This window comes from Lysinibacillus sp. NPDC096212, assembly GCF_044763105.1.
In the GTDB taxonomy this organism is placed as follows: Bacteria; Bacillota; Bacilli; order Bacillales_A; family Planococcaceae; genus Lysinibacillus.
On record NZ_JBIWFQ010000025.1, the window covers coordinates 64,786 to 87,555 of the forward strand.

At 37.1% G+C, this 22,770-nt stretch carries 20 protein-coding genes, 1 pseudogene and 1 other annotated feature; of the genes and pseudogenes, 3 read left to right on the forward strand and 18 right to left on the reverse strand.

Going from position 1 to position 22,770, the window contains the following annotated elements; all coding sequences use genetic code 11:
- Positions 1-66 precede the first annotated feature (66 nt).
- Complete coding sequence (locus tag ACIQ7T_RS20915; RefSeq protein WP_402873207.1) at positions 67-558, reverse strand: hypothetical protein; 492 nt, start codon at positions 556-558, stop codon at positions 67-69.
- Positions 559-616: 58 nt separating this feature from the next.
- Here ACIQ7T_RS20915 and ACIQ7T_RS20920 point away from each other — a divergent pair, with 58 nt between their 5' ends.
- Positions 617-961, forward strand: coding sequence for a hypothetical protein (locus tag ACIQ7T_RS20920; RefSeq protein WP_402873210.1), 345 nt, complete (start codon positions 617-619; stop codon positions 959-961).
- 242 nt (positions 962-1,203) lie between these two features.
- Here ACIQ7T_RS20920 and ACIQ7T_RS20925 read toward each other — a convergent pair whose 3' ends face one another.
- The 3 genes from ACIQ7T_RS20925 to ACIQ7T_RS20935 form a co-directional block, all read right to left on the reverse strand.
- Positions 1,204-1,935, reverse strand: coding sequence for an AP2 domain-containing protein (locus ACIQ7T_RS20925; protein WP_402873213.1), 732 nt, complete (start codon positions 1,933-1,935; stop codon positions 1,204-1,206).
- Between the two features lie 41 nt (positions 1,936-1,976).
- Positions 1,977-2,150 (reverse strand): hypothetical protein, encoded by a 174-nt coding sequence (locus ACIQ7T_RS20930; protein ID WP_402873241.1) that lies wholly within the window; start codon positions 2,148-2,150, stop codon positions 1,977-1,979.
- A gap of 118 nt (positions 2,151-2,268) precedes the next feature.
- Complete coding sequence (locus ACIQ7T_RS20935) at positions 2,269-2,439, reverse strand: hypothetical protein (protein ID WP_402873216.1); 171 nt, start codon at positions 2,437-2,439, stop codon at positions 2,269-2,271.
- 139 nt (positions 2,440-2,578) lie between these two features.
- Between ACIQ7T_RS20935 and ACIQ7T_RS20940 the strand changes: the two genes are divergently transcribed.
- Together ACIQ7T_RS20940 and ACIQ7T_RS20945 are read left to right on the forward strand one after the other, a co-directional pair.
- Entirely contained in the window at positions 2,579-2,941 is a 363-nt protein-coding gene (locus tag ACIQ7T_RS20940) for a helix-turn-helix transcriptional regulator (RefSeq protein ID WP_402873219.1), read from the forward strand.
- A 559-nt stretch (positions 2,942-3,500) separates the two neighbouring features.
- The gene (locus tag ACIQ7T_RS20945) at positions 3,501-4,931 is read left to right on the forward strand and encodes a recombinase family protein (RefSeq protein WP_402873222.1); all 1,431 of its coding nucleotides are present in this window, start codon (positions 3,501-3,503) and stop codon (positions 4,929-4,931) included.
- A gap of 33 nt (positions 4,932-4,964) precedes the next feature.
- Here the strand turns inward: ACIQ7T_RS20945 and ACIQ7T_RS20950 are convergent.
- The 14 genes and pseudogenes from ACIQ7T_RS20950 to hemA all read right to left on the reverse strand — a co-directional run.
- Positions 4,965-5,351, reverse strand: a pseudogene (locus tag ACIQ7T_RS20950) (UPF0758 domain-containing protein); the annotation flags it as partial.
- Between the two features lie 34 nt (positions 5,352-5,385).
- On the reverse strand, positions 5,386-5,979 hold the full coding sequence (locus tag ACIQ7T_RS20955) for a Maf family protein (protein WP_370075435.1): 594 nt from the start codon (positions 5,977-5,979) through the stop codon (positions 5,386-5,388).
- Positions 5,980-6,078: 99 nt separating this feature from the next.
- Entirely contained in the window at positions 6,079-6,726 is a 648-nt protein-coding gene (locus ACIQ7T_RS20960; RefSeq protein ID WP_370075436.1) for a hypothetical protein, read from the reverse strand.
- Between the two features lie 618 nt (positions 6,727-7,344).
- Entirely contained in the window at positions 7,345-8,598 is a 1,254-nt protein-coding gene (locus tag ACIQ7T_RS20965; RefSeq protein WP_370075437.1) for a bifunctional folylpolyglutamate synthase/dihydrofolate synthase, read from the reverse strand.
- A complete protein-coding gene (locus ACIQ7T_RS20970; protein ID WP_370075438.1) occupies positions 8,595-9,887 on the reverse strand; it encodes a bifunctional folylpolyglutamate synthase/dihydrofolate synthase in 1,293 nt (430 codons plus the stop codon). The genes ACIQ7T_RS20965 and ACIQ7T_RS20970 overlap by 4 nt, the downstream gene beginning before the upstream one ends.
- Before the next feature lie 269 nt (positions 9,888-10,156).
- The gene (locus ACIQ7T_RS20975; RefSeq protein WP_402873226.1) at positions 10,157-12,802 is read right to left on the reverse strand and encodes a valine--tRNA ligase; all 2,646 of its coding nucleotides are present in this window, start codon (positions 12,800-12,802) and stop codon (positions 10,157-10,159) included.
- Positions 12,803-12,928: 126 nt separating this feature from the next.
- Positions 12,929-13,206: a binding site (T-box leader), on the reverse strand.
- A 269-nt stretch (positions 13,207-13,475) separates the two neighbouring features.
- Entirely contained in the window at positions 13,476-14,423 is a 948-nt protein-coding gene (locus tag ACIQ7T_RS20980; RefSeq protein WP_370075440.1) for a valyl-tRNA synthetase, read from the reverse strand.
- A gap of 294 nt (positions 14,424-14,717) precedes the next feature.
- Positions 14,718-15,164, reverse strand: a complete 447-nt coding sequence (locus ACIQ7T_RS20985; protein ID WP_370075441.1) for an SRPBCC family protein — start codon at positions 15,162-15,164, stop codon at positions 14,718-14,720.
- 675 nt (positions 15,165-15,839) lie between these two features.
- The gene (gene hemL / locus ACIQ7T_RS20990) at positions 15,840-17,132 is read right to left on the reverse strand and encodes a glutamate-1-semialdehyde 2,1-aminomutase (protein ID WP_370075442.1); all 1,293 of its coding nucleotides are present in this window, start codon (positions 17,130-17,132) and stop codon (positions 15,840-15,842) included.
- Positions 17,133-18,113: a porphobilinogen synthase gene (gene hemB, locus ACIQ7T_RS20995; protein WP_402873231.1), complete on the reverse strand. Its 981-nt coding sequence runs from the start codon at positions 18,111-18,113 to the stop codon at positions 17,133-17,135.
- Entirely contained in the window at positions 18,110-18,871 is a 762-nt protein-coding gene (locus tag ACIQ7T_RS21000) for a uroporphyrinogen-III synthase (protein WP_370075444.1), read from the reverse strand. The genes hemB and ACIQ7T_RS21000 overlap by 4 nt, the downstream gene beginning before the upstream one ends.
- Positions 18,861-19,793: a hydroxymethylbilane synthase gene (gene hemC / locus ACIQ7T_RS21005; protein WP_402873234.1), complete on the reverse strand. Its 933-nt coding sequence runs from the start codon at positions 19,791-19,793 to the stop codon at positions 18,861-18,863. Before hemC ends, ACIQ7T_RS21000 begins: the two co-directional genes overlap by 11 nt.
- A gap of 18 nt (positions 19,794-19,811) precedes the next feature.
- A complete protein-coding gene (gene ccsA, locus ACIQ7T_RS21010) occupies positions 19,812-20,639 on the reverse strand; it encodes a cytochrome c biogenesis protein CcsA (RefSeq protein WP_370075446.1) in 828 nt (275 codons plus the stop codon).
- Between the two features lie 191 nt (positions 20,640-20,830).
- Positions 20,831-22,195 carry a glutamyl-tRNA reductase gene (gene hemA / locus ACIQ7T_RS21015; RefSeq protein ID WP_370075447.1) on the reverse strand — a complete coding sequence of 455 codons (1,365 nt, stop codon included), beginning with the start codon at positions 22,193-22,195 and terminating at the stop codon, positions 20,831-20,833.
- Positions 22,196-22,770: the final 575 nt, after the last annotated feature.

The following is a 22,770-nucleotide window of genomic DNA, read 5'->3' on the forward strand; positions in this document are numbered from 1 at the left end:
GTTTTAAGTAGTGCTGAATACAAGACAACATCTAACGGTTGTCCTTCAATATTGTGGATGCCAAGCTTATTCAGTTGCTGGATTACTGCTTTGCGTTTCAGTTGCTTCGTCATCGACATGTGCGTAATAACCCTCCGTGTATGCTTTGACCTCTTCTACTGCGTCAATCCATCCTAATACACGTTGTTGTTGGAGCTTGTACTTACGTTGCTTTTTTGATAGATGGCTATCAAACGGTAAGTCCGGCTCACTTTCCATAGCTTCAATTGCTATATCTGTTAACTCACTATTTTCCTGTTTAACCATTTCATCAAGATGCTCGATAAGCTTGTTATTGCCTTCCACAATTCTTTCTTCAAGTTCGGGATACTCAAGTGCCTTTTCTAAATCATCGATTGCATTATGTGGTGATGTATCGTATTGGCTTTGTGATTTTTCGATAAAACGCTCTTCACAACCATTTTCATCAACTGCATAAACAGATGTAATCTTACCTTCACGATAATGAATTGATAGAACTGATAACTTAGAACCTTTAACATTTAATACTGCGTTCATTTTTGTTCCCCCTTATATTTCCTTTCTGTTAAACTATTGGTAGAAAGGTGGTGTTAAAATGACTATAGAAACACATGATAATAAATACTTAAAAAATTGTTTAAGATGTAATCATGAAATTACTGATCTAACTGAAGACCATATTTATTGCACTCAATGCGGCTCTCCTATTCGCAATGAATGTACTGGAACATCTTCATTCATTACTGACATCAACGAAATTGTAGAACATGATTTTGAAGACGAAGAAGAATTCGTTCTAGATGCTGATGCTGCATTCTGTCCAAAATGTGCTTCTCCTTCACTTTTCAATCAAGAACAATTGATTGAAGTGAAGCACCCACAGGTTGAAGTGGTTAAACAAACCGGCTTTAAGATTACTGGAGATGAAATTCCGTTTTAGTAACCGCATTTTTTAATTCAAGTTTTGTTCCGCAGCGTGTGCAATACATAGCTTCTTCTATGTGAAATTCTTTACTGCACACGTTGCATTTACATTGCATTGTTTCAGCAGGCATAATTTTTGTTCCCACTCAATTAACCTCCAAATAGTTTGATAGTTTTACTTCTGACGTGTTGATACTACTTTTTTTATTGCTTCACTGACTAATACAACTGGTACTGGTTTAATTTGCTTCAATAGATTCACCTCTTTGCAAGGCCTTGTATATATTCATTTTTCATTTCAGGAAAATTTAAAATTGCTTTGTCACCATACAATTCAAATGCTTTTTGATCGTAGGCTTTAGCAGCTTGTATTGAATCAGCAAAACTACCAACATAAACATCAACGCCGTTATAATAAACAGATGATGTAAATGTTCTGTCATTAACCCTCACACCTCTATAACCACTCTTGCCATTTCTTCTAGTGAAAGAGTTTTCCTTTAAAGTCCAATCTTCAACGTTGTTATTTTTCCCTATTACATTTAAGAAGCAATCTTCACCGTAAAATTCAAAAGCAGCTTCATTGTATTTTTTAGCAGCGTCGTCCTCGTTATCAAAACGTCCTAAAAATCGTTTTTTATTGTCAACGCGAATTTCAGCGACCCATTTACCTCTACTTTTATCCCAATACACACCTTTGTATTTTGATGATGAACCTTTAGAACCCCTAGTGTTTCTGGTGATAGTTCTCTGATTAGCGAATCTTAAATTTTCTTTTCTGCAATCAAAAAAGTTTTTGTTTATATTGGTAATTCCTTTACTATCAAAATCACCTATTATAAATTTTTTAAGTGATACTTGTTTACCGTCAATTCGACTAACGATTTGTCCTATTTTTCCAACGCTCCAAATATGCTGATTTACTCTTTCGAAATCCTCATCATCCACAAGAGCAACCATTCCATTTTGCAAAGGTATTTCTTTTACCACTTAATAGTCACCCTCTCGCTCGTTTATTTAATGCAGCTTGTTTATCCTTGTCCGACATTTTGTTCCACTCTGCTACTTTGATTTTTATTTAATGCCTCAGCCTCCTTTCTTTGTTGCTCAGCTTCTAAAAGTTCTTTATAGATACGTGGTATTGATGTTTTCATAAAGAAAGCATGCATACGTTGTTGAGTTTCAATAGATGGCATAGTTTTCAATATATTTCCTCCTTCTGATAAATCTATTAACGTTGCTACCGTCATATAAGCTATAAGTAACGACTATACCGTCATCGGCTCGGTATCACAGCGCATTGGTAAATTTGTCGAAAGTAATTCAAAAGGCCTCATTTCCATCATTTTGAATTTGTCGTTCTAGTTTCATACCAGCGATCACACCGCTAATAAGTGCAAGTTGCACATTGTCCAACACCAACAAACCTTCTAATGTCTGTTTCAAATTTTCTTCTTTATTAAAATTTTGATTTTGCGAAGTTTGCTGATTCATAAAAATCACCTCGTTTCGTGTCTACAAACACAATATATCACCAAAAATAGTGTTTGTAAACACAAAAGGTAATTTTTTTGTGCTTGCAGACACAAAAATAATATTGTACACTTAATGTATAGAAGGGAGATTGGAAATGGTGAATAAAAGAATTAAAGAGGTAAGAAAACATGAAGGTCTTTCTCAAGAAGATTTTGCTAATAAACTTTCTGTAACAAGAAATGTAATCGCGTCATATGAATTAGGTAGAGTAGAACCAACAGAATTATTTATAAAACATTTATGTAGAGAATTTGATGTAAACGAAGAATGGTTATTAAATGGTGAAGGTGAAATGATTTTAACGCCAGAGGAGTTATATGCAGATATAGTTACAGAAGCCATGTTACGTGGAAATGATCAAATTAGAGATTTAATCATCGAAGCAAGTGAGTTAGATGATTTACAATTAAAAACATTACTTGAATTTATAAAATCCATAAATGCTGGTAAGACAAAATAAAGAAAAAGCAACTCAATCAAAGTGAGTTGCTCTTTTTTAATACTGATTTGGTTAGAACGTATAACGTGTCTAATGCCTTTTTGTTGTTAATCTTTAACACCATTTCAATTATATTCAGATGATCTTGCGTTAAACTACTTGGACTGCTTTCAATTAAATTAATTATTTCTTCATTATGTAACCCATTACCATTCACCATACAATCACCTCTTATTTTTAAATTATATAAGAACACTTGTTCTTAATCAACGGTAATTAAGTAATAAAAAGATTTAAACCAACTTTTACAACATTCGACATTTCTGTTTATAGTTATATTGTAAACATAAATATTGAATTTGTGAAAAAGTTTTAAATGACGCGCATCGACATATGAAGAAATATTTTCCTTGTTATACATTTTCTCCGATTGAAATATATTAATATTTGTCGTTATTTATCGAAAGATGTTTAATAATGTAGTAATGTATTTTATTCCATATTCTTAAAAGCGAATATTAATACTATTCTATTTTGCTATAATCAATATGAATTACTTAAACAGAAAGGAAGTATTACTATGACAGTAGGAATTTACATTCGTGTATCTACAGAAGAACAAGCTAATGAAGGTTATTCTATCTCTGCTCAACGAGAACGTCTAAAAGCATTCTGTATGGCTCAAAATTGGAACGAACATAAATTTTATGTAGATGAAGGTATTTCTGGGCGCGATACAAAAAGACCTCAATTAAAAAAGATGATGGAAGATATTAGAGCAGGACATATAAAAGTTTTATTAGTTTATCGATTAGATAGATTAACACGTTCAGTACGTGATCTACACCGAATTTTAGATGAGTTAGAAAAATACAATTGTACATTTCGATCAGCAACTGAATTTTATGATACATCCACAGCTATGGGGAAAATGTTTATAACGATAATAGCTGCAATTGCAGAATGGGAAAGTGCCAATTTAGGCGAACGTGTAACAATGGGACAAGTAGAAAAAGCTCGTCAAGGTGAATGGGCTGCTCAACCACCTTATGGATTCTATAAAGATGAAAATCACAAATTACAAATACACAAGGAAGAAATCAAAGCAGTAAAATTAATGGTTAAAAAGATACGTGAGGGCATGTCTTTTAGACAACTAGCATTTTATATGGATTCCACTAAATATAAGCCTAAACGCGGATACAAATGGCATATACGTACGTTATTAAGCTTATTACACAATCCAGCGTTGTATGGAGCTATGTATTGGAAAGATGAAGTTTACGAAAATACTCATCAAGGAATTATGACAAAAGAAGAGTTTGAACAACTACAAAGAATAATTTCGTCACGGCAAAATTATAAAAGTCGCAATGTAACAAGTCACTTTGTTTATCAAACAAAAGTAATATGCCCTGATTGTGGGAACCGTTGCACATCTGAACGTACTACTTGGGGTCGTAAAACTGATAAAGCTGTTGAAGTAAGAAATTATTACAGATGCCAAGCATGCGCATTAAATCATCGTGATCGACCTCCTTTCAGTACTTCAGAAATTAAAATCGATGAAGCTCTAATTGAATACATGAGTAATCTTGCGGTTTCAGCATCAAAAACTGAAGACTATAAAGAAGACAACAATTTGTCAGAAATCAAAAATGAAATAAAACAAATAGAAAATCAACGCGAGAAATACCAAAGAGCTTGGGCTAATAATTGGATTACAGATGATGAATTTAAAGGCCGAATGGATGAATCAAGAGTACGTTATGAATCTTTACAAAAAGAATTAATAAATATTGAAGGAACTCCTCGAGATCCAGTAGATATAGAAAGATATAAAGAAATAACAAATTCCTTTAATGAAAATTATTTTCGTTTAAACCAAGAAGAAAGACGAGCTTTTGTTCAAACATTTTTTGAAAGTGTTAAAATTGAAATAGTAGAGCGCTCTAAAGGTAAAGGACACAGAAATCAAAAAATACGAATAGCAGATATAAGCTTTTATTAGGCTCAATCTGCTAGTATTTATTCGTATTTATGTTAACTTTACTACTACAAAATGCTCCTGATTCAGTGAGGTCATATCAGGCATTAAATAGGCAGCTGCATCTTCCGGTGAACGAATCGTATATTTTTCATCGTTATATTTCTGTGCGAGACGTCTACCGAGTTCAATTGCCGCTAATAATTGAATGGCTTTGACCTCACCAATCCCTCTAATAGCAACCATTTCTTCTATTGTTGCATGTTTCAAATGATGTAAACGTTCAAAAACGCTTAGTACGCGATTTGCAAGTACAAGAACAGACTCTTCTTTAGTGCCTGTTCTTAGTAAAATAGCTAGCAGCTCCTGATTCGATAAACTCATAGCTCCTTGTCTCCGTAGTCTTTCACGAGGTCGATCCTCTATATTAACGTCTCGTATCATCGTCCTTGGTAAAACATCATTTGGCAAAAAAGCCTCACTCCTTTGCAAATTGGATAATATTGAGTGCTACCAATTGCGTAAACAACGCTGCAAGTGGTAAGCCGACAACATTGTTATAATCTCCTTCAATTCGTTTTACTAGAAGAGTTCCAGCAGTTTGAATACCATAACCACCTGCTTTATCAAATGGATCTCCCGAATCTACGTATGCTTCGATGAGCTCCTTCGATAAATGATGAAAAACAACATTTGTCTCTTCGACGAATGTAGTTTCATTACCGTTAGGCTCAATAATGGCAACAGCTGTCATGACCGCATGACGCTTACCTGATAAGCGCAATAAGTGAGAAATTGCTTCCTCACGATTTTTAGGTTTATGGAGTAGCTCATCATCATAAACAACAATAGTATCTGCTCCAATAATCGTGGCCTTTGGAGCTTTTTTCGCCACATCACGTGTTTTTAATAGAGCTACACCTTTTACATAATCTTGCATTGTAGTTGCCTGGACGCTTGTCTCTTCTACTTCACTAGTTATTATGTCAAATGGAAGTGATAGCATAGCAAGCAATTCTTTTCGTCGTGGTGAAGCTGAAGCAAGCACTAGCTTGTGATTTGTTTTAAACATTATCTGACCATTCCTCCTTATTAGTTATCATAACGGAGAAATTGGGATTTGAAAATTTTCTAAAAATCAAGATAATGCTAATTTCACTATCTTTTGTGTTTAAAATTTCACTTGAAGACAAGCATTTTTCGATTTGTAATGGGCAAAAACTTGTAAGCGAACAATACTGATATCGGTTGAAATAGACGAGGCAGCCGCTCCAATAGATTGCCAATCAGCAGGCAACGTAGAATCCTTCGAATTATCTTTAAAATTTAATTTTGTTGCATTTTTGTCAGCTAGCACAGATGGAAGTTCTGCAATCGTTGCCTCCTTACAACTGTCACCGCTTAAAGTAAATGCTTTTTTAAATGTTGCAGGATCTTTTAAAAAGACAAGCTGACTTTCATCTGTAACCATACTTGTCCAAACATAAAATTTTCCGTCAACCTCGACAACGGCACTTTCTTTTAATGAAGGATGTTCAGATACAAACGAGCTTGCACTTTCATAATTTGAATAGACCCCTGCTTGACTTGCAAAAAACATAGGTCCGTTCGTTGCTCCTCCAGCTGTTGGAATTGTTTCTCCGGATGAATTACCATTATTACTTTTAGTGGCTACCTCAGTGCTATCGTTTTTTAAAGAAAATTTAGTACTTGCTTGAAGAATACCTAAAAAAAGGGCTACACCAAAAAGTCCAACTATTCCTCCAATAATCATCGCTCGAAATACTTGTTTTTTCATCACATGACTGACAATTTTCATTCGACCATCACCTCTTTCTTTAACATATCAAAATCAATTTAGACAAGACGAGATTGTTACAATTTGATATATAAGTATATGTATAAAAGAATGTGTAAATGCTAATTTACTACATTTTGATTTAATAGTTATTTTCGATGTTTCACTTCAAAAATAACTATTTTTGCAACGAAAGTTTTACTATAAACAAAAGGGATCAAGCGTGTTTATTAACCATTTTTATCCACTCCAATTAATTTGAAGGCTCTGATTTCCGCTACGGGCTACTCGCTTTGTCGCTGACGCTTCGCTTTCGCGCAGAGCAAGGCTTCCTGCGGGCGAGCGTCGAGCCGCTTCCTCCGCTGCGCTCCGTGCAGGGTCTCGTCTGTCTCGCTTTCCCGCGGGAGTCGAGTAGCCCTACGCTACAATCAGTTAAAATGGGCATACATTAGCAAAATATCAACAAAAAAATCCTTTAACAGCCAATAAAAACCTATATTTCCCTAATCAACACGCCTGAAAAAAGATCAAAGAACAATTTTACTCAAATAGTCCATCGTATAAATTATTTTTCACACTAAATAAAAAAAATCAGGACTCATTTTTATGAGTACCTGATTTTGTTCGTTCAACTAAATGCTAACTATTTTTTAATCTACTACGTACTTCCGTTAATAAATACAGCGAACCCGATACAATCGTTCTCGATTTGTTTTCTGACTGTAGTTTTAAAAATTGCACATAATCTTCTAAAACTGTTTTACGAGAGGCGTTCGACAGCTCAAGCATGTTGTGAGCAGCCATCGCACGGGGATTATTGAAATCAACAAAGTAAAAACTATCACTTACCTGCTCGAATTGCTGCAAAATCTCTTTTACAGCCTTATCAGCAAGAATACCCATTACAAAAGTAATCTGCTCACCTGGGAACTCTTGCTTAATCGTTTCTATTAATTTCTCAGCACTCGCTGGATTATGCGCACCGTCTAAAAAAATATAAGGCATAATTTCTTCAAAACGTCCTAAAATGGTTGCGTTTTTCACAGCTTTTTGAACAGCTTCTTTACTAACTTGTAACTGTAATGAGTTCGCCACTTCAAAAAAAGCTGTAATAGCTAGAGCCATATTATTTGCCTGATGAGCTCCCTTCATTGTGCGTGTAAGCTTTGTTATATGGAAGTCATTGTCGTTAAGCATATAGCTCTCTCCATCATTCTCTCGTTCTACATAAAATTGATGATTTAGTTCAAGAACGGATGAATGTTTTTTTTGAGCTTCCTGATAGACTATATTCTTCGCTTCTAACGGTAGATCCCCGATAATAACTGGACGATACGGCTTAATAATTCCTGCTTTATGATGGGCAATACTTTCAATCGTATTTCCTAAAAAATTCGTATGCTCTAATGCGATACTCGGTATGATTGACACAATTGGTGTAACCACATTCGTACTATCAAGTAACCCCCCCATACCTGCTTCAATAAGGGCGATATCTACATCACTAGCAACAAAGTGTAAAAATGTTGCAACCGTTAAAAGTTCGAAATCTGTTAGTCTCCCACTTAGTCCAGCTGCCTGCATTTGTTGAAATACATGATTCATTTCCGCTTCTGTAATAGCTTGACCCTCTACTTGAATTTGGTCATGTACGTCCACAATACAAGGAGACATAAATTTACCAACACGTAAACCATGTTCTTTGGCGATAGATTCTAGAAATGTAAGTGTCGAGCCTTTACCGTTAGTCCCTGCTAAATGCACGACTTGCAATTTGTTTTCTGGATTACCTACTCGTGCCAATGCCTCTTCAATCGCAGTTAGACCAGGTTTAATAACATCATCACTCTGAACATTCCACTTTTCCTTGTAACTATTCAATTTTGGAATCATCGTTGTTCCCCCTGTAGCCATTGTCGTATTTCAGCTATAAAATACAATGAGCCTGTAATGACGATAACATCTTCATCATTTCTTTGATGCAGCATCGTTTGAACCATTTCACGGCAATTCGCATTATACATTTTGTTCGTGTTTGTAGATAATGCAGCTAATTGATCAGCAGGCATAGCATTCGGTAGCTCAATTTGTGTAAACGCAATTGATGTAGCAATACTATCCATTAAAGCAATACTTTTCGCATGATCTTTATCCGATAATGCTGCATATATAAATCGATAGTTTTGGCGTGGATAAACCGTTTTTAGTGTTTGAATTAGTGCGGCAGTTCCTTCAGAATTATGTGCTCCGTCTAATATAATATTGTCAGGTAATTGCTCAAAACGGCCTGCCCACTGAGCTTTAGCCAAAGCTTGACGAATTGATTCATCTGAAATGTCAATGGCTTCATTCTCTCTTAACGTTAGGATTGCTGTAATCGCAAGGCTTGCATTATTTATTTGATGCGGACCAGCCATTTTTAATGGAACAGCCACCATCTCCACATTTGCTTTTCGGTAATTAAAGTGCTGTATATTAGTACCTTGTTCAATGTTTTCAACCGTAAAGTCCTTCCCTAAAACAAGACATGGGGCATGACGCTCATTTGCTACCTCTTCGATAACAGTAAGTGCCTCCTCACTTTTAACACCCACTACAACAGGTATATTTTCTTTAATAATGCCAGCCTTCTCAAACGCTACCTTTGCTAATGTATCTCCTAAAAACGCAGTATGTTCTAGTGAAATCGTTGTAATAATTGAAATTAGGGGCGTAATGACATTCGTAGCGTCTAAACGTCCACCAAGTCCCGTTTCAATCAGCGCAATATCCACTTCTTCATCCGCAAAATGTTGGAACATAATAAGTGTTACAACTTCAAAAAAGCTCGGAAAGTCACCTTCATAATGTGTCTCAATAATCTCAGCAATTTTATTCATATAGTGTAAAAATTGTTCATCAGAAATTTGATTTCCATTAATAGTCATACGTTCATTAACACGCTCTAAATGGGGTGAAGTAAAGGCGCCTACTTTATAGCCAGCATGCTGTAACATTTCTCTTAGAGCATTCACTGTTGACCCTTTTCCATTTGAGCCTGCTAAATGGATAGCGCGCAGCCTATCCTGCGGGTTATTAAGAAGTACCAATACCTCTCGCATTAATACGAGCGGTGCACGCTTATGATCAATTGCCTTTAACGTAAAAATAAAATCTGTACATTCTTTCATCGTTTTAAACAAAAGAAACACTCCCTCTTACTACAATATCTCTATTTTAGTATAAGTAGCGCCCAATACACATACATTTCGAAAAAAACTCTTGTACTTTGAATGAAAGCTAAAAAAAACACTTTTAAAAGCGAGAATCCGTGTATTTTTAAGTTGATTTCATACTATTGCAGTTGTTGTGCACCATAATGTTCCCAACTAAATATTTTCACCTAAAACAACACATATGTTTTGTTGCATTAAAAAACAGCGGATGACTTTCGCCATCCGCTGTCTCAATCTTACATATTTTTCAGTTCTTCTAAACGTTTTAATACAACCGCATGTTTACTTTCGTAATCGGCTAATTTTTCACGTTCTGCATTAACTAATGCTTCTGGCGCTTTGGACACGAATTTCTCATTCGATAACTTACCAGTTACTAGTTTGACTTCTTTTGCCCATTTCTCTAATTCTTTTTCAAGACGAGCAATTTCTTCTTCTAGATTAATAAGTCCAACAAGCGGTAGGAATAGCTCAGCTCCAGTAACTACTGCTGTCATTGACTGACCAGGAGCTTCTAAACTTTCTCCAATTGTTAGCGTTTCTGGATTACAGAATTTTTCTAAATATGCTTTATTGGCTTCAAGTACTGTAGCCGTTGCAGCATCCTTCGCTGAAATGTATAGCGGCACTTTTTTGCTCATAGGTGTATTTACTTCCGCACGAATATTACGTACTGAACGTATAATATCCATTAGGAGCTTCATATTATCCGCTTCCTCAGCAAAATGAAGATCCGTACGTACAGTTGGCCATGCTGCCACTGTAATTGATTCACCTTCATGAGGTAAGTGCTGCCAGATTTCTTCTGTAATGAACGGCATGAATGGATGTAATAGACGCATAGTTTGATCTAAAACGTAAGCTAAAATAGAACGAGTTGTTTTCTTAGCTGCTTCGTCATCACCGTATAACGGTAATTTCGCCATTTCAATATACCAAGAACAGAAATCATCCCAAATAAAGTTATATAGCTCGCGGCCAACTTCGCCAAATTCGTAGCGTTCTGCAAGAGATGTTACACGTTCAATTGTTTCATTTAAGCGAGTTAGAATCCATTTATCGGCAACTGATTTTTCACCAGTTAAGTCGATTTCATCAAATGTCATACCTTCCATGTTCATTAAAGCAAAACGAGAGGCATTCCAAATTTTGTTAGAGAAGTTCCAAATTGCTTCTACTTTTTCAGTTGTATAGCGTAAATCCTGACCAGGTGAAGATCCAGTAGCTAAGAAGTAACGTAATGAATCGGCACCGTATTGATCAATAACGTCCATAGGATCTACACCATTGCCAAGTGATTTACTCATCTTACGTCCTTCACCATCACGTACTAAACCGTGAATTAATACATCTTTGAATGGACGTTGACCTGTAAATTCAAGACCTTGGAAAATCATTCGAGAAACCCAGAAGAAAATAATATCATAACCCGTTACAAGTGTGCTTGTTGGATAGTAACGTTTATATTCTTCATTTGTCTCATCTGGCCAACCCATTGTAGAAAATGGCCATAGTGCTGACGAGAACCATGTATCTAAAACGTCTTCATCTTGTGTCCAATTCTCTGCATCTGCTGGTGCTTCTTTTCCTACGTAAATTTCACCTGTTTCATTGTGATACCAAGCTGGGATTTGGTGACCCCACCATAACTGACGAGAGATACACCAGTCACGAATGTTATCCATCCAACGAGAATATGTGTTTTCGAAACGAGATGGTACGAAGTTCACTTTTCCTTCTTCATCTTTTTGAAGGGCAAGTGAAGCATCAGCGAGTGGTTGCATTTTTACGAACCATTGTGCTGAAAGATATGGCTCTACAACAGCACCAGAACGTTCAGAGTGACCTACTGAATGTGTATGCTCTTCAATACGGATAAGCACACCCGAATCTTGTAAATCAGCTACGATTTGCTTACGGCATTCAAAGCGATCCATACCGTTATACTTGCCAGCAAGCTCGTTCATTGTACCATCTTCATTCATAACAAGAATGCGTTCTAGGTTGTGGCGGTTACCAACCTCAAAGTCATTAGGATCATGTGCTGGTGTCATTTTTACAACCCCAGTACCAAATTCCATATCTACGTAGTCATCTGCTACGATAGGAATTTCACGACCTACGATTGGTAAAATAACTGTTTTACCGATTAAGTGTTGATAGCGCTCATCTTTCGGGTGAACAGCTACCCCAGAGTCACCTAGCATTGTTTCAGGACGTGTAGTCGCAACTTCCACATATCCTGAGCCATCAGCTAATGGGTATTTCATATGATAGAATGCACCTTGAACATCTTGATAAATAACTTCAATATCTGATAATGCTGTTTTTGCAGCAGGGTCCCAGTTAATAATGCGTTCGCCACGATAAATTAAGCCTTTTTCATATAATTGAACGAAAACAGTTTTAACTGCATCGGAAAGACCTTGATCAAGTGTGAAACGCTCACGAGAATAATCTAACCCAAGACCAAGCTTCGCCCATTGATCGCGAATATGCCCAGCATACTCTTCTTTCCATTCCCATGTTTTTTCGAGGAATTTTTCACGTCCTAAATCATAACGTGTAATATTATCTTCTCGTAGTTTGGCTTCTACTTTTGCTTGTGTCGCAATACCTGCATGGTCCATTCCCGGTAACCAAAGTGCATCATAACCTTGCATGCGCTTCATACGAATTAAAATATCTTGTAATGTTGTATCCCAAGCATGGCCAAGATGTAGTCTACCGGTTACATTCGGTGGTGGAATAACGATAGAATAGGGCTCCTTTTCACTTGTAGGCTGTGCCTCAAAAAATTTCCCTTGTAACCACCATTCATAACGACCCGCTTCAATGGACTGCGGATCATATTTTGTAGGCATTGAAATGTTTTCTGTCATTTTGACTCCTCCTGTTGACTTAATAATTTTACATGTGTGAGATTGTACCAATCATTCTGTTTTTATGTCTCAGGTAGAGGCATATGTACCAGAAGATTAATGAAAATAAAAAAAACTCCTAACGTCTAAAAGGACGAAGGAGTTTAAGTTCGCGGTACCACCTTTAATTCCAGCAGAGGCGTGTTAAGCTGTCACACATTTCATTAGAAAAAAATGTACTACTACTTAAGCCTTTTACTACTGGCTCTTAATTCGGTAACGGTGTTTAACCGGCTTTAACTACTGTTAGTTCACTAAAGCTGCTCGAGGGCTACATTCAATTAGGTACATATAGAAACTTTTCAGCTACCGTTTCCTCTCTTAAAATGTACTAATAATTTACTCTTCCCTGTCATAGCATCTATATTCGACTTTTTCACATTGTACCGCAGAATCGTAGAATTTTTCAAGTGATTTAGTCATTTTTTAGGAAGCACTACTAGAAAAGGAAGTGAAAATTCAAATGCGTCGACGTAAGTATAATCCTTGGCATTTACCACCATGGCTACGACAATTTCGTTTTTACTGCAAAACGATAATTGTGCCAATTTGTGTTTTTCAGTTTATACGTGTCATCATCATTCCAACATCTGGAGATTTTGTCATCCTATTGCTCCTGCTTCTTCTATGCTATTTACTTTTGAATGAAGTCATTTGAAACACGAACCTTTAGCGGCGTATAATCTTCCGTTAAATCCCAAATCATCGATGGAACTTCATGCCAGGAGCTGGATTCACGGACTACAATATGACTTGAGGATTCCCTCAACATTGTTTTTTGCACAGCTGGTGCAGCCTTTTCTTTTTTGTCTGAAGCTACTATTGCTTCAGACTTTTCCTTTTTTACTGCAAATGTTACAAACTTTGATTTTTCCTCTTGTTCTGATGTTGTTACAACTGTAGAATTTTCTTCTTGTGCCGAAGCCGCTTCAGCTGCAGGTTTTTCTTCTTGTGCCGAAGCCATTACAGCTATAGTTTTTTCTTCTTGTGCCGAAGCCGCTTCAGCTATAGTTTTTTCTTCTTGTGCCGGAGCCACTACAGCTATAGTTTTTTCTTCTTGTGCCGAAGCCACTACAGCCGCAGGTTTTTCTTCTTGAATCGAAGCTACTACTGCTGCCGTTTCTTTTATAAGAAATCCCTTCTCTATTTGAGCTGAGGCATTGACAGTGACAGGCTGTTTTTCTAAAGCATGCGCTTTTTCGAATGCTGGCTCAAGCTCATTAAAAATACTTGTAACCGTCCATTCGAGCTGACACAACTGATTCGTCAATTTAGGTCGAACATCCTTTACCATTAAATCTTCAATAGCTGCTTCCTTTGGTAAATCCACATTTAAAGGAACTGCATATTCAAAATAACCAGTATCCCCTTGAATATCGAGAGCATCAATTTGTACTAATTCTTCATCATCTAAGAAAGCTTGCATGTCTTGAAAATCAAAACGAACATGTGCTGTGATATGATAGATACCCATTAATCGTAGAGAATCTTCTAACTGCATCGTCTGCCACCGTGGCATAATTTGTACATCTGCTATTTCTGTTGGACTGCCATAGCCAGGAAAACAAAAAGTTTCACTCATATTCCAAGTTTTCTGTTCGATAATAATCCCTCCCCTTGCATCATATGAAGCTCCGAAGGATAGTATGCTATAGGATGATTAATCAATTTCGTTTTGGCTTAATAATGTAGCTGTCACTTTGCTTTCGCGGAGGATAAACATTGCGTTCGAATTTCGAACTGCACCTTGGAAAGTGACACATAGAAAGCCCCAGGAAAGAACTAGAGCGGAACAGTTAAATCACCGTTGATAAGCCTAAAAAAGGCATACTAGAAAACTTCTAGCATGCCTCTTTACTGTTGGTTCAACAGCGAATTATACATTCACCAATTTAATTCTATTCGCTACACGATCTGTTAACATTTGTGTTGCTTTTGGTACAATCGGCTTAAAGATTGGATTTAAAACAGGACCAGCTAATCCTCCTGCTGTTACTTCTAAGAAGCCTGTCATTTTTGTATTTTCTGCATCAATACTTTCTGCTAAGAAATAACCGTTTCCTGAAAAGTTATCAGAAAGTCCTTTTAACTCGAATGTTACTTTTGTAGGCGCTGCCCATTCTAAAATAGTAATCTCTACTTTTACTGTTTTTTTCAGAACACCAACATTGCCTTTAAACGTCCAATTTGAATGTTTTTCATCAATCATTTCATGTGCATTATAACCTGGGACAAGCTTTGCCCATTTTTCCATATCACTGACGAAATCCCATACATTTTCAATTCCTACGGGTACTTCGACCATATGTGTGCCAGTTGCCATATCAATTCACTACTTTCTTTTACGAATAGCTCTATTATATACGATTTCGCCTACAATTTGGCTATGCTGAAAGTTATAATTTTAATAAATTTTTTTCAAGCGGTAACGATCATACATTCATTATCATTTAACGGGTAAAAATGGATCATCACCAAAACGTGTGGTTGATTTCCGTTCCGACTTGGCGCTTTGTTGCTGACGCTTCGCTTTCGCACAGATAAAACAATTGTTGCTGACGCTTCGCTTTCGCACAGAGCAAAGCTTCCTGGGGGCGTCCGATGAGCCGCTTCGCTTCGCTGCAGGGTCTCGGGCCAACAGATGTTTTTTGCGCGAAAGCGTAGTGCTAACGCAACGTCAGCAAAAGGGTTTCATTCTGTGCGAAAACGTAGTGCAACGAAGTGACGGCAACAGCACCGATGTTGGTCACGAAGGCGTTATCACAGGACGTGATGGTTTTAGCCTTCGTTCCTCTTAATCGCTAATCCCCAAGGAGTCGCCCAGCCGGAACGAAGATCAACTTATTTACATAGTAGACATTTCACCAAAATTCATCCACAACTTTTTGTGATGAACCGTAAAAATATAACCATTGCAGACAAAAGTAAATTACATTACTAAACAACAAAAAATAGCATGCCAGAAAATACTCCTAGCATGCTATTTTGTAACTACCTATTATCTTGCTAATTGTGCAAATACTTTATGGAAAGCATCAACCGTTTTTGCGATATGCTCTTCCGTATGCGCAGTAGAAATAAATAAACCTTCAAATTGAGATGGCGGTAAGAAAATACCTTCCTCTGCCATTAGACGGAAGTATTCAGCAAATAATTGTAAATCAGACGTTTTTGCTGAATCAAAATCAATAACATCTTCGTTCGTAAAGAAGAAACCTATCATTGAGCCAGCACGATTCACAGTATGTGGAATATTGTATTTCGTTGCTGCTTCACGGAAACCAGCCTCTAATTGATCTCCTAGCTTTTTGAAGTATTCATAAGAACTATTATCAAGGCGAGATAATGTTTCATAGCCTGCTGTCATTGCTAATGGATTCCCTGACAATGTTCCAGCTTGATAGATTGGACCAGCTGGTGCTACTTGCTCCATAATTTCTTTTTTCCCTGCAAATGCACCGACAGGAAGTCCACCACCAATTACTTTTCCTAACGTTGTCATATCTGGTGTTACATCAAAATAACCTTGTGCACAGCCATAGTCAACACGGAAGCCTGTCATAACTTCATCAAAAATTAACAATGTTCCATGTTCCTTTGTTAATTCACGTAAGCCTTGTAGGAAGCCTGGTTGTGGAGGGACAACGCCCATATTCCCTGCGACTGGCTCAACAATTACTGCCGCAAGCTCTGAACCAAACTTTTCGAAAATTAGTTTTGCCCCTTCTAAGTCATTGTACGCTACTGTTAACGTATTACGTGCAATATCCGCTGGGACACCAGGACTGTCAGGTAAGCCTAATGTAGCTACCCCTGAGCCTGCTTTAATAAGTAAGGAATCTCCATGACCATGATAAGAACCCTCAAATTTCAAAATTTTATCGCGTCCTGTAACACCACGAGCTACGCGTAAAGCAGACATCGTAGCCTCTGTCCCAGAAGACACGAAGCGAATCATTTCCATACCAGGAAGACGATCTAATACTAATTTAGCTAATCGATTTTCTGTATAGCTCGGTGCTCCAAACGAAGAGCCTTTCGCTGCTGTTTCTGCAATTGCTTGTACAACTTCAGGATGTGTATGACCTAAAATAAGAGGTCCCCATGATAATACATAATCAATATATTCATTGCCATCAATGTCTTTAATAATAGCACCTTGACCAGATTCCATGAATATTGGATCCATATTTACGGATTTGAATGCACGTACTGGGCTACTAACGCCACCTGGCATTAAGTTAATTGCTTCAGCATAAGCTTGTTTTGATTTTTCGTAAGAACGCGTCATTTATTTCTCCTCCAACCAACGTGCAACATCTTTAGCATGATACGTAATGATTAAATCTGAGCCTGCACGTTTCATGCTAAGTAACGTTTCAAGCACTACTTTTTTCTCTTCAATCCAGCCATTAATAGCCGCTGCTTTAATCATTGCATATTCACCAGAAACGTTGTATGCAACAATCGGTAATGTAAAGTTATTTTTTACATCACGAATAATATCTAAATAACTTAGAGCTGGCTTAACGATTAAGAAATCTGCACCTTCTGCAATATCCGACTCTGCTTCACGGAATGCCTCCATACGATTCGATGGATCCATTTGGTATGATTTACGATCACCAAATTGAGGCGCACCATCAGCCGCTTCTCGGAATGGACCATAGTAGCTAGATGCATATTTTACGGCATATGACATAATCGGAACATTTTCAAAGCCTGCTTCATCTAGTCCTGCACGAATCGCTGCCACAAAACCATCCATCATATTGGAAGGAGCGATGATATCCGCACCGGCTTTTGCTTGTGATACTGCTGTACGTGCTAAAACATCTAATGAAGGATCATTTAAAATTTGATCGCCTTCAATTAAGCCACAATGACCATGATCTGTAAATTCACATAAGCATGTATCTGCAATAACTAAAAGCTCTGGGTAGCGAGCTTTAATAAGTCGTGTTGCTTCTTGCACAATACCATGATCATGGAATGCACCAGTTCCGACTGCATCTTTTTCTGCAGGTAAGCCAAATAAAATAACCGCAGGAATACCTAAAGCAACAACTTCATCAATCTCAGCTTCAAGTTTATCTAATGAAAATTGAAAAACTCCCGGCATAGAAGATACTTCGTTTTTAATATTTTCGCCTTCCATAACGAAGATTGGATAAATTAAGTCTTCTTTGTGTAAGTATGTTTCTTTTACCATTGATCGTATTGCAGCATTTGCACGCAAACGACGATGTCTTTGAAATTGTAATTTTGTCATTTTCTTTCTCCTACTTTCGTTATTTCCTCGATGACTGCGTGCATTGTATATACGCTCGGCATAACATCCACAATAGCACCGTGATTCAAAATAGCTGCTTCTGTAATATGACCGATTACGGCTACACTTACTGCCTCCCAACCAATTACCGAAGCTACATCCTTCGCGTAAACATCAACAGCGGAAGGGCTAGCAAAAATCACTGTGACATCGCTATTCGCACGGATACATTCAATCATTAATTGTTTTTGGTCGTGTCGCTCAATCGTTTCATAAACTGTCCATTCCTTCAATTTAAAGGGTAGCCCTTCTTTTAATGTCTTTTTCGCTTTTTCTCCACGAATAAATAGACATGTAGGATTGCTTTCTGCAACACTAGGAAATTCTTGAACAAAAACATCTGCACTAAATATAGAAGGCATAAAGCTCACGTGGAATCCTAGCTGTTCTAAGGCTGTAGTAGTTTTAGTACCAATAGAAGCAATTTTCCCAGGAAAATGCGCTGCCTTTACATTAAATCGGCGCATCTTACTAGCAAAAGCTTCTACAGCATTTTGACTCGTAAAAATGAGCCATTCAAATTGACGTGCAAACTCTAACTGCACATCGTCGTTACTATCGATCAGCTCACAAGTTTCAATCAATGGGGCAATTACTGCTTGGCCACCTAAAGCTGTAATATCATCTATTATTGTTGTCGTTTTAGATGTACCTGTCAAAATAATAGTTTTACCTTCTAAAGGTAAATTATTTTGCATCTTGCTCTGCCTTTACTCGTTGAATTAATTCAAAAGCACCTTGCTTCGTTAAAATCTCAGCAAGCTCTTTCCCAACTGCTTCCGCATCAGTGCCCACAACAGTTTCCTTATAAACAACTGAAGCATCTGGTGCAGCAACAAGGCCAGTTAATGTAATTTCTTCCCCATTAGACTTTGCGTATCCTGCGATAGGTACTTGACAGCCACCATCCATAGCCGCTAGGAAAGCACGCTCTGCATGTGCTTCTTTCCATGTTAGGCTATCTGTTAACTTGCCTAATTCCGTTAATAGCTCCGTATCGTCTCCACGGCATTCAATGCCTAAAGAACCCTGTGCTACTGCTGGTAGACAATCCTCTACAGATAAAAACTCAGTCACTACATCATCGCTCCAGCCAAGGCGTTTTAGTCCAGCTGCTGCTAAAATAATTGCATCATATTCATCCGTTTCAAGTTTAGCTAAACGTGTATCTACATTTCCACGAATCCATTTAATTTCTATATCTGGACGGACTGTTAAAAGTTGAGCACTGCGACGAAGAGAACTTGTCCCAACTACAGCTCCTGCTGGAAGATTGGCAAATTTCACATGTCCTTTTGAAATAAATGCATCACGCGCATCTTCACGTGGTGGAATACAGCCAATTACTAATCCTTCAGGCAGTACTGCAGGCATATCCTTCATAGAATGAACAGCAAAGTCAATTTCTTTGTCGTAAAGTGCTTGTTCTATTTCTTTTACGAAAAGCCCTTTACCACCTACTTTAGATAGCTGTACATCTAAAATTTGATCACCTTTCGTGACAATTTCTTTCACTTCAAATTCAAATGGTACACCAGCTGCTTTTAACTCATTGATAAACCAATTTGTTTGTGTTAAAGCTAGCTTACTTCTCCTAGAACCTACAATAATTTTTCTCAACAGTCTCCAACCTCTCTTCTAATACCATAAATGGAATCGTGATAAACTACTTCCTAAAAAGAAGTTAACTACAACTAATAGGTAAGCGTATATATGTACCCACGCATAAGTTGTCCCTGTCAGTTTACCTTTACGATTCACATACAATATAAAGCAATACAAAATTAAAATAATAAAGGACCCAATAATCTTCGCATCAAAAATCGAAAAACTCTCTAGCGTTAGTAGTGCCCATTCAAACCCTAAAACTAAACTTACAAATAGCACTGGAATAGCAATGAAAAATGAAACATTCATCCAGTTACTCGTCTGCTGTAGTGATGGTAACCTTGTCCATAAATGTGACCATTTTTTCTTTTTTAGCAAACGATATAATACTAAATACAATATCGCAAAAACAAATGTTAACGAAAACACTGCATACGATAATATTGCAAATGATATATGAATAAACAGCAATTCCGAAATTAAAGTATCGCTAACTACTCCTGTTGACCGTTTTGGCATAAAAGTAAAGATACTAGCGAATAAAAATCCTAGTATATTAATAACAAACACCGGTAGATCAACCCGTGCAATACAGTGCAAAATAATTGATAATGTCACGAGCAGCCAGGAATAAAAGAGAATCCCTTCTGACAAAGATAAAATCGGAAAACGCTTCGTTTCCACAAAAGTTAAAATAATAATGGCACTTTGAATTACCCATACGAATGAAACAAGCCAAAAAGCAATTCGCCTTGCTCGTATTTGCTTATAAAAGTAATCAGTAAAGTAAAATACTAGACTGATCCCATACAAGACGATCATTACTTCATAGAGCCTTGTCATTGTCAAATCAGCCAATAGACATCCCTTCTTTATTTTGAAAGTGCTAAAGTAGTGTACTTTAGCCTAGAAAAAAAACGTTTTCGTATCCTTAGTTTACCATACAGATACGAAAACGCCTCATTTAAAAATCAGTAGAAAATCTCGTTCGCGGGATAAAGCTCGTAGGACAACTTTTCTAAAGTTGCACCGCGAACACATAGACATCTTTAGAAAGAATACTTTGGTTCAGTGGAAGATTGTGACGACTGTAAGCGCTCTTTGCGTTCAAGCTCTTGTTCTGTCATCGCAGTAACTTCAGCTTCCACAGCATCCTCAATACCGAAAATTTGTTGGAATAAACGTAACTGTTCATTTGCTTTTGGTGAATTTGCCATTTCCTTAGCTTGCAAAATTGGTTCTTTTAACAATTGATTAATAATAGACTTTGTATGCTTACTTAAAATTTTACGTTCTCGATCCGTTAAATCCGGCATTTTATTTTCGATACTAATCATTGTCTCTTCTTGAATATGATTCGCTTTTTTACGTAAAGCCGAGATGACAGGGACAACGCCAAGAGTCGCAACCCAATCTTTAAATTGCACAACCTCTTTGCCAATCATAACAGAAATATCAGCCGCAGCACGTTCACGTTCAGCTAAGTTTGCTTCGACGATGCCTTGTAAATCATCTATATCATATAAGAAAACATTTGGTAAATCTCCAACACGTGGATCAATATCACGCGGCACTGCAATATCTACCATAAATAATGGTTTACCTTTACGCAAACGTTCAACAAATTGCATCAATTCATAGTCAATAACATAATCTGTTGCACCTGTAGACGTAATTAAAATATCCGCTTCTAATAACGAACATTGTAGTTCCTTCATAGATTTTGCTTCACCGTCAAATTTAGCTGCCAGACTTTCTGCTTTTTCGAACGTACGGTTAATTACGGTTACTTTTCCTACACCGCTACCGTAAAGGTTCTCAATAGCAAGTTCCCCCATTTTTCCTGCACCTAAAATTGCTACATGTTTACGTTGTAAAGATCCGAATATTTTTTTCGCTAATTCAACTGCTGCATAAGAGACAGATACCGCGTTTTCACCGATAGCCGTTTCATTATGTGCACGCTTCGCAAATGTCACCGCTTGTTTAAATAGTTGATTGTATACCGTACCTGTTGTTCCAATCTCTTGTCCATTTAAGAAGCTTTTTCGTACTTGTCCTAAAATTTGAGTTTCGCCAAGTACCATCGAATCAATTCCAGCCGTCACTTTAAATAAATGTTCGATTGCCGCATCTTCTTCACGAATTGTTAAATACGAAGAAAATGTCTCCACAGGTAGGTCGAACCAATTTGCTAAAAATTGTTTCACAAAATGACGTCCAGTATGCACTTGATCAACTACTGCATATATTTCTGTGCGGTTACATGTCGAAACAATAACATTTTCTAATATACTTTTTTGCTTCTGCAGCGCTTCCATTGCCTGTGGTAGTTCACTCTCTATGAATGATAACTTTTCACGAATCTCAACTGGCGCCGTTTTATAATTCAAGCCTACTACGATGGTATGCATGAATAACACCTCTCACGTTCTAATTAACAAATCTCATTATAGCACAGTTCGACAATAGTTCATCAATAATTTGTGAACATGTCATGAAGAACTGAAATTCATCTACATTAGAATTATTATAATCTAAGTTTAGCAAATTATACGTTCGGTTTCAAATTTATTGTTTGTCCAGAAATTTTATAAAGAATCAGGATATATTGTTTAACCATCTTCATCTACTTCTATTAATTAGAAGACAATGATTTCCGCTACAGGCTACTCGTTTCCTGCGAGCGAGCGTCGAGCCGCTTCCTCCGCTTCGCTCTGTGCGAAAGCGAAGCGGCAGCAACAATTGTTTTATCTGTGCGAAAGCGTAGCGACAGCAACAATTGTTTTATCTGTGCGAAAGCGTAGCGACAGCAACAACAAAGCGCCCAGCCGGAACGGAAATCAACCCCACGTTTTAGTGAATGCTATAGTTTCTTAAATCACAAAAAAAGAGGCTGGGACAAAACCCATCTCTAAACTAAAAAGCCGGCGAAATTTTACGATCAGTAAAATTTCACCGGCTTTCAATTTTTTTCATAAAAAATAAG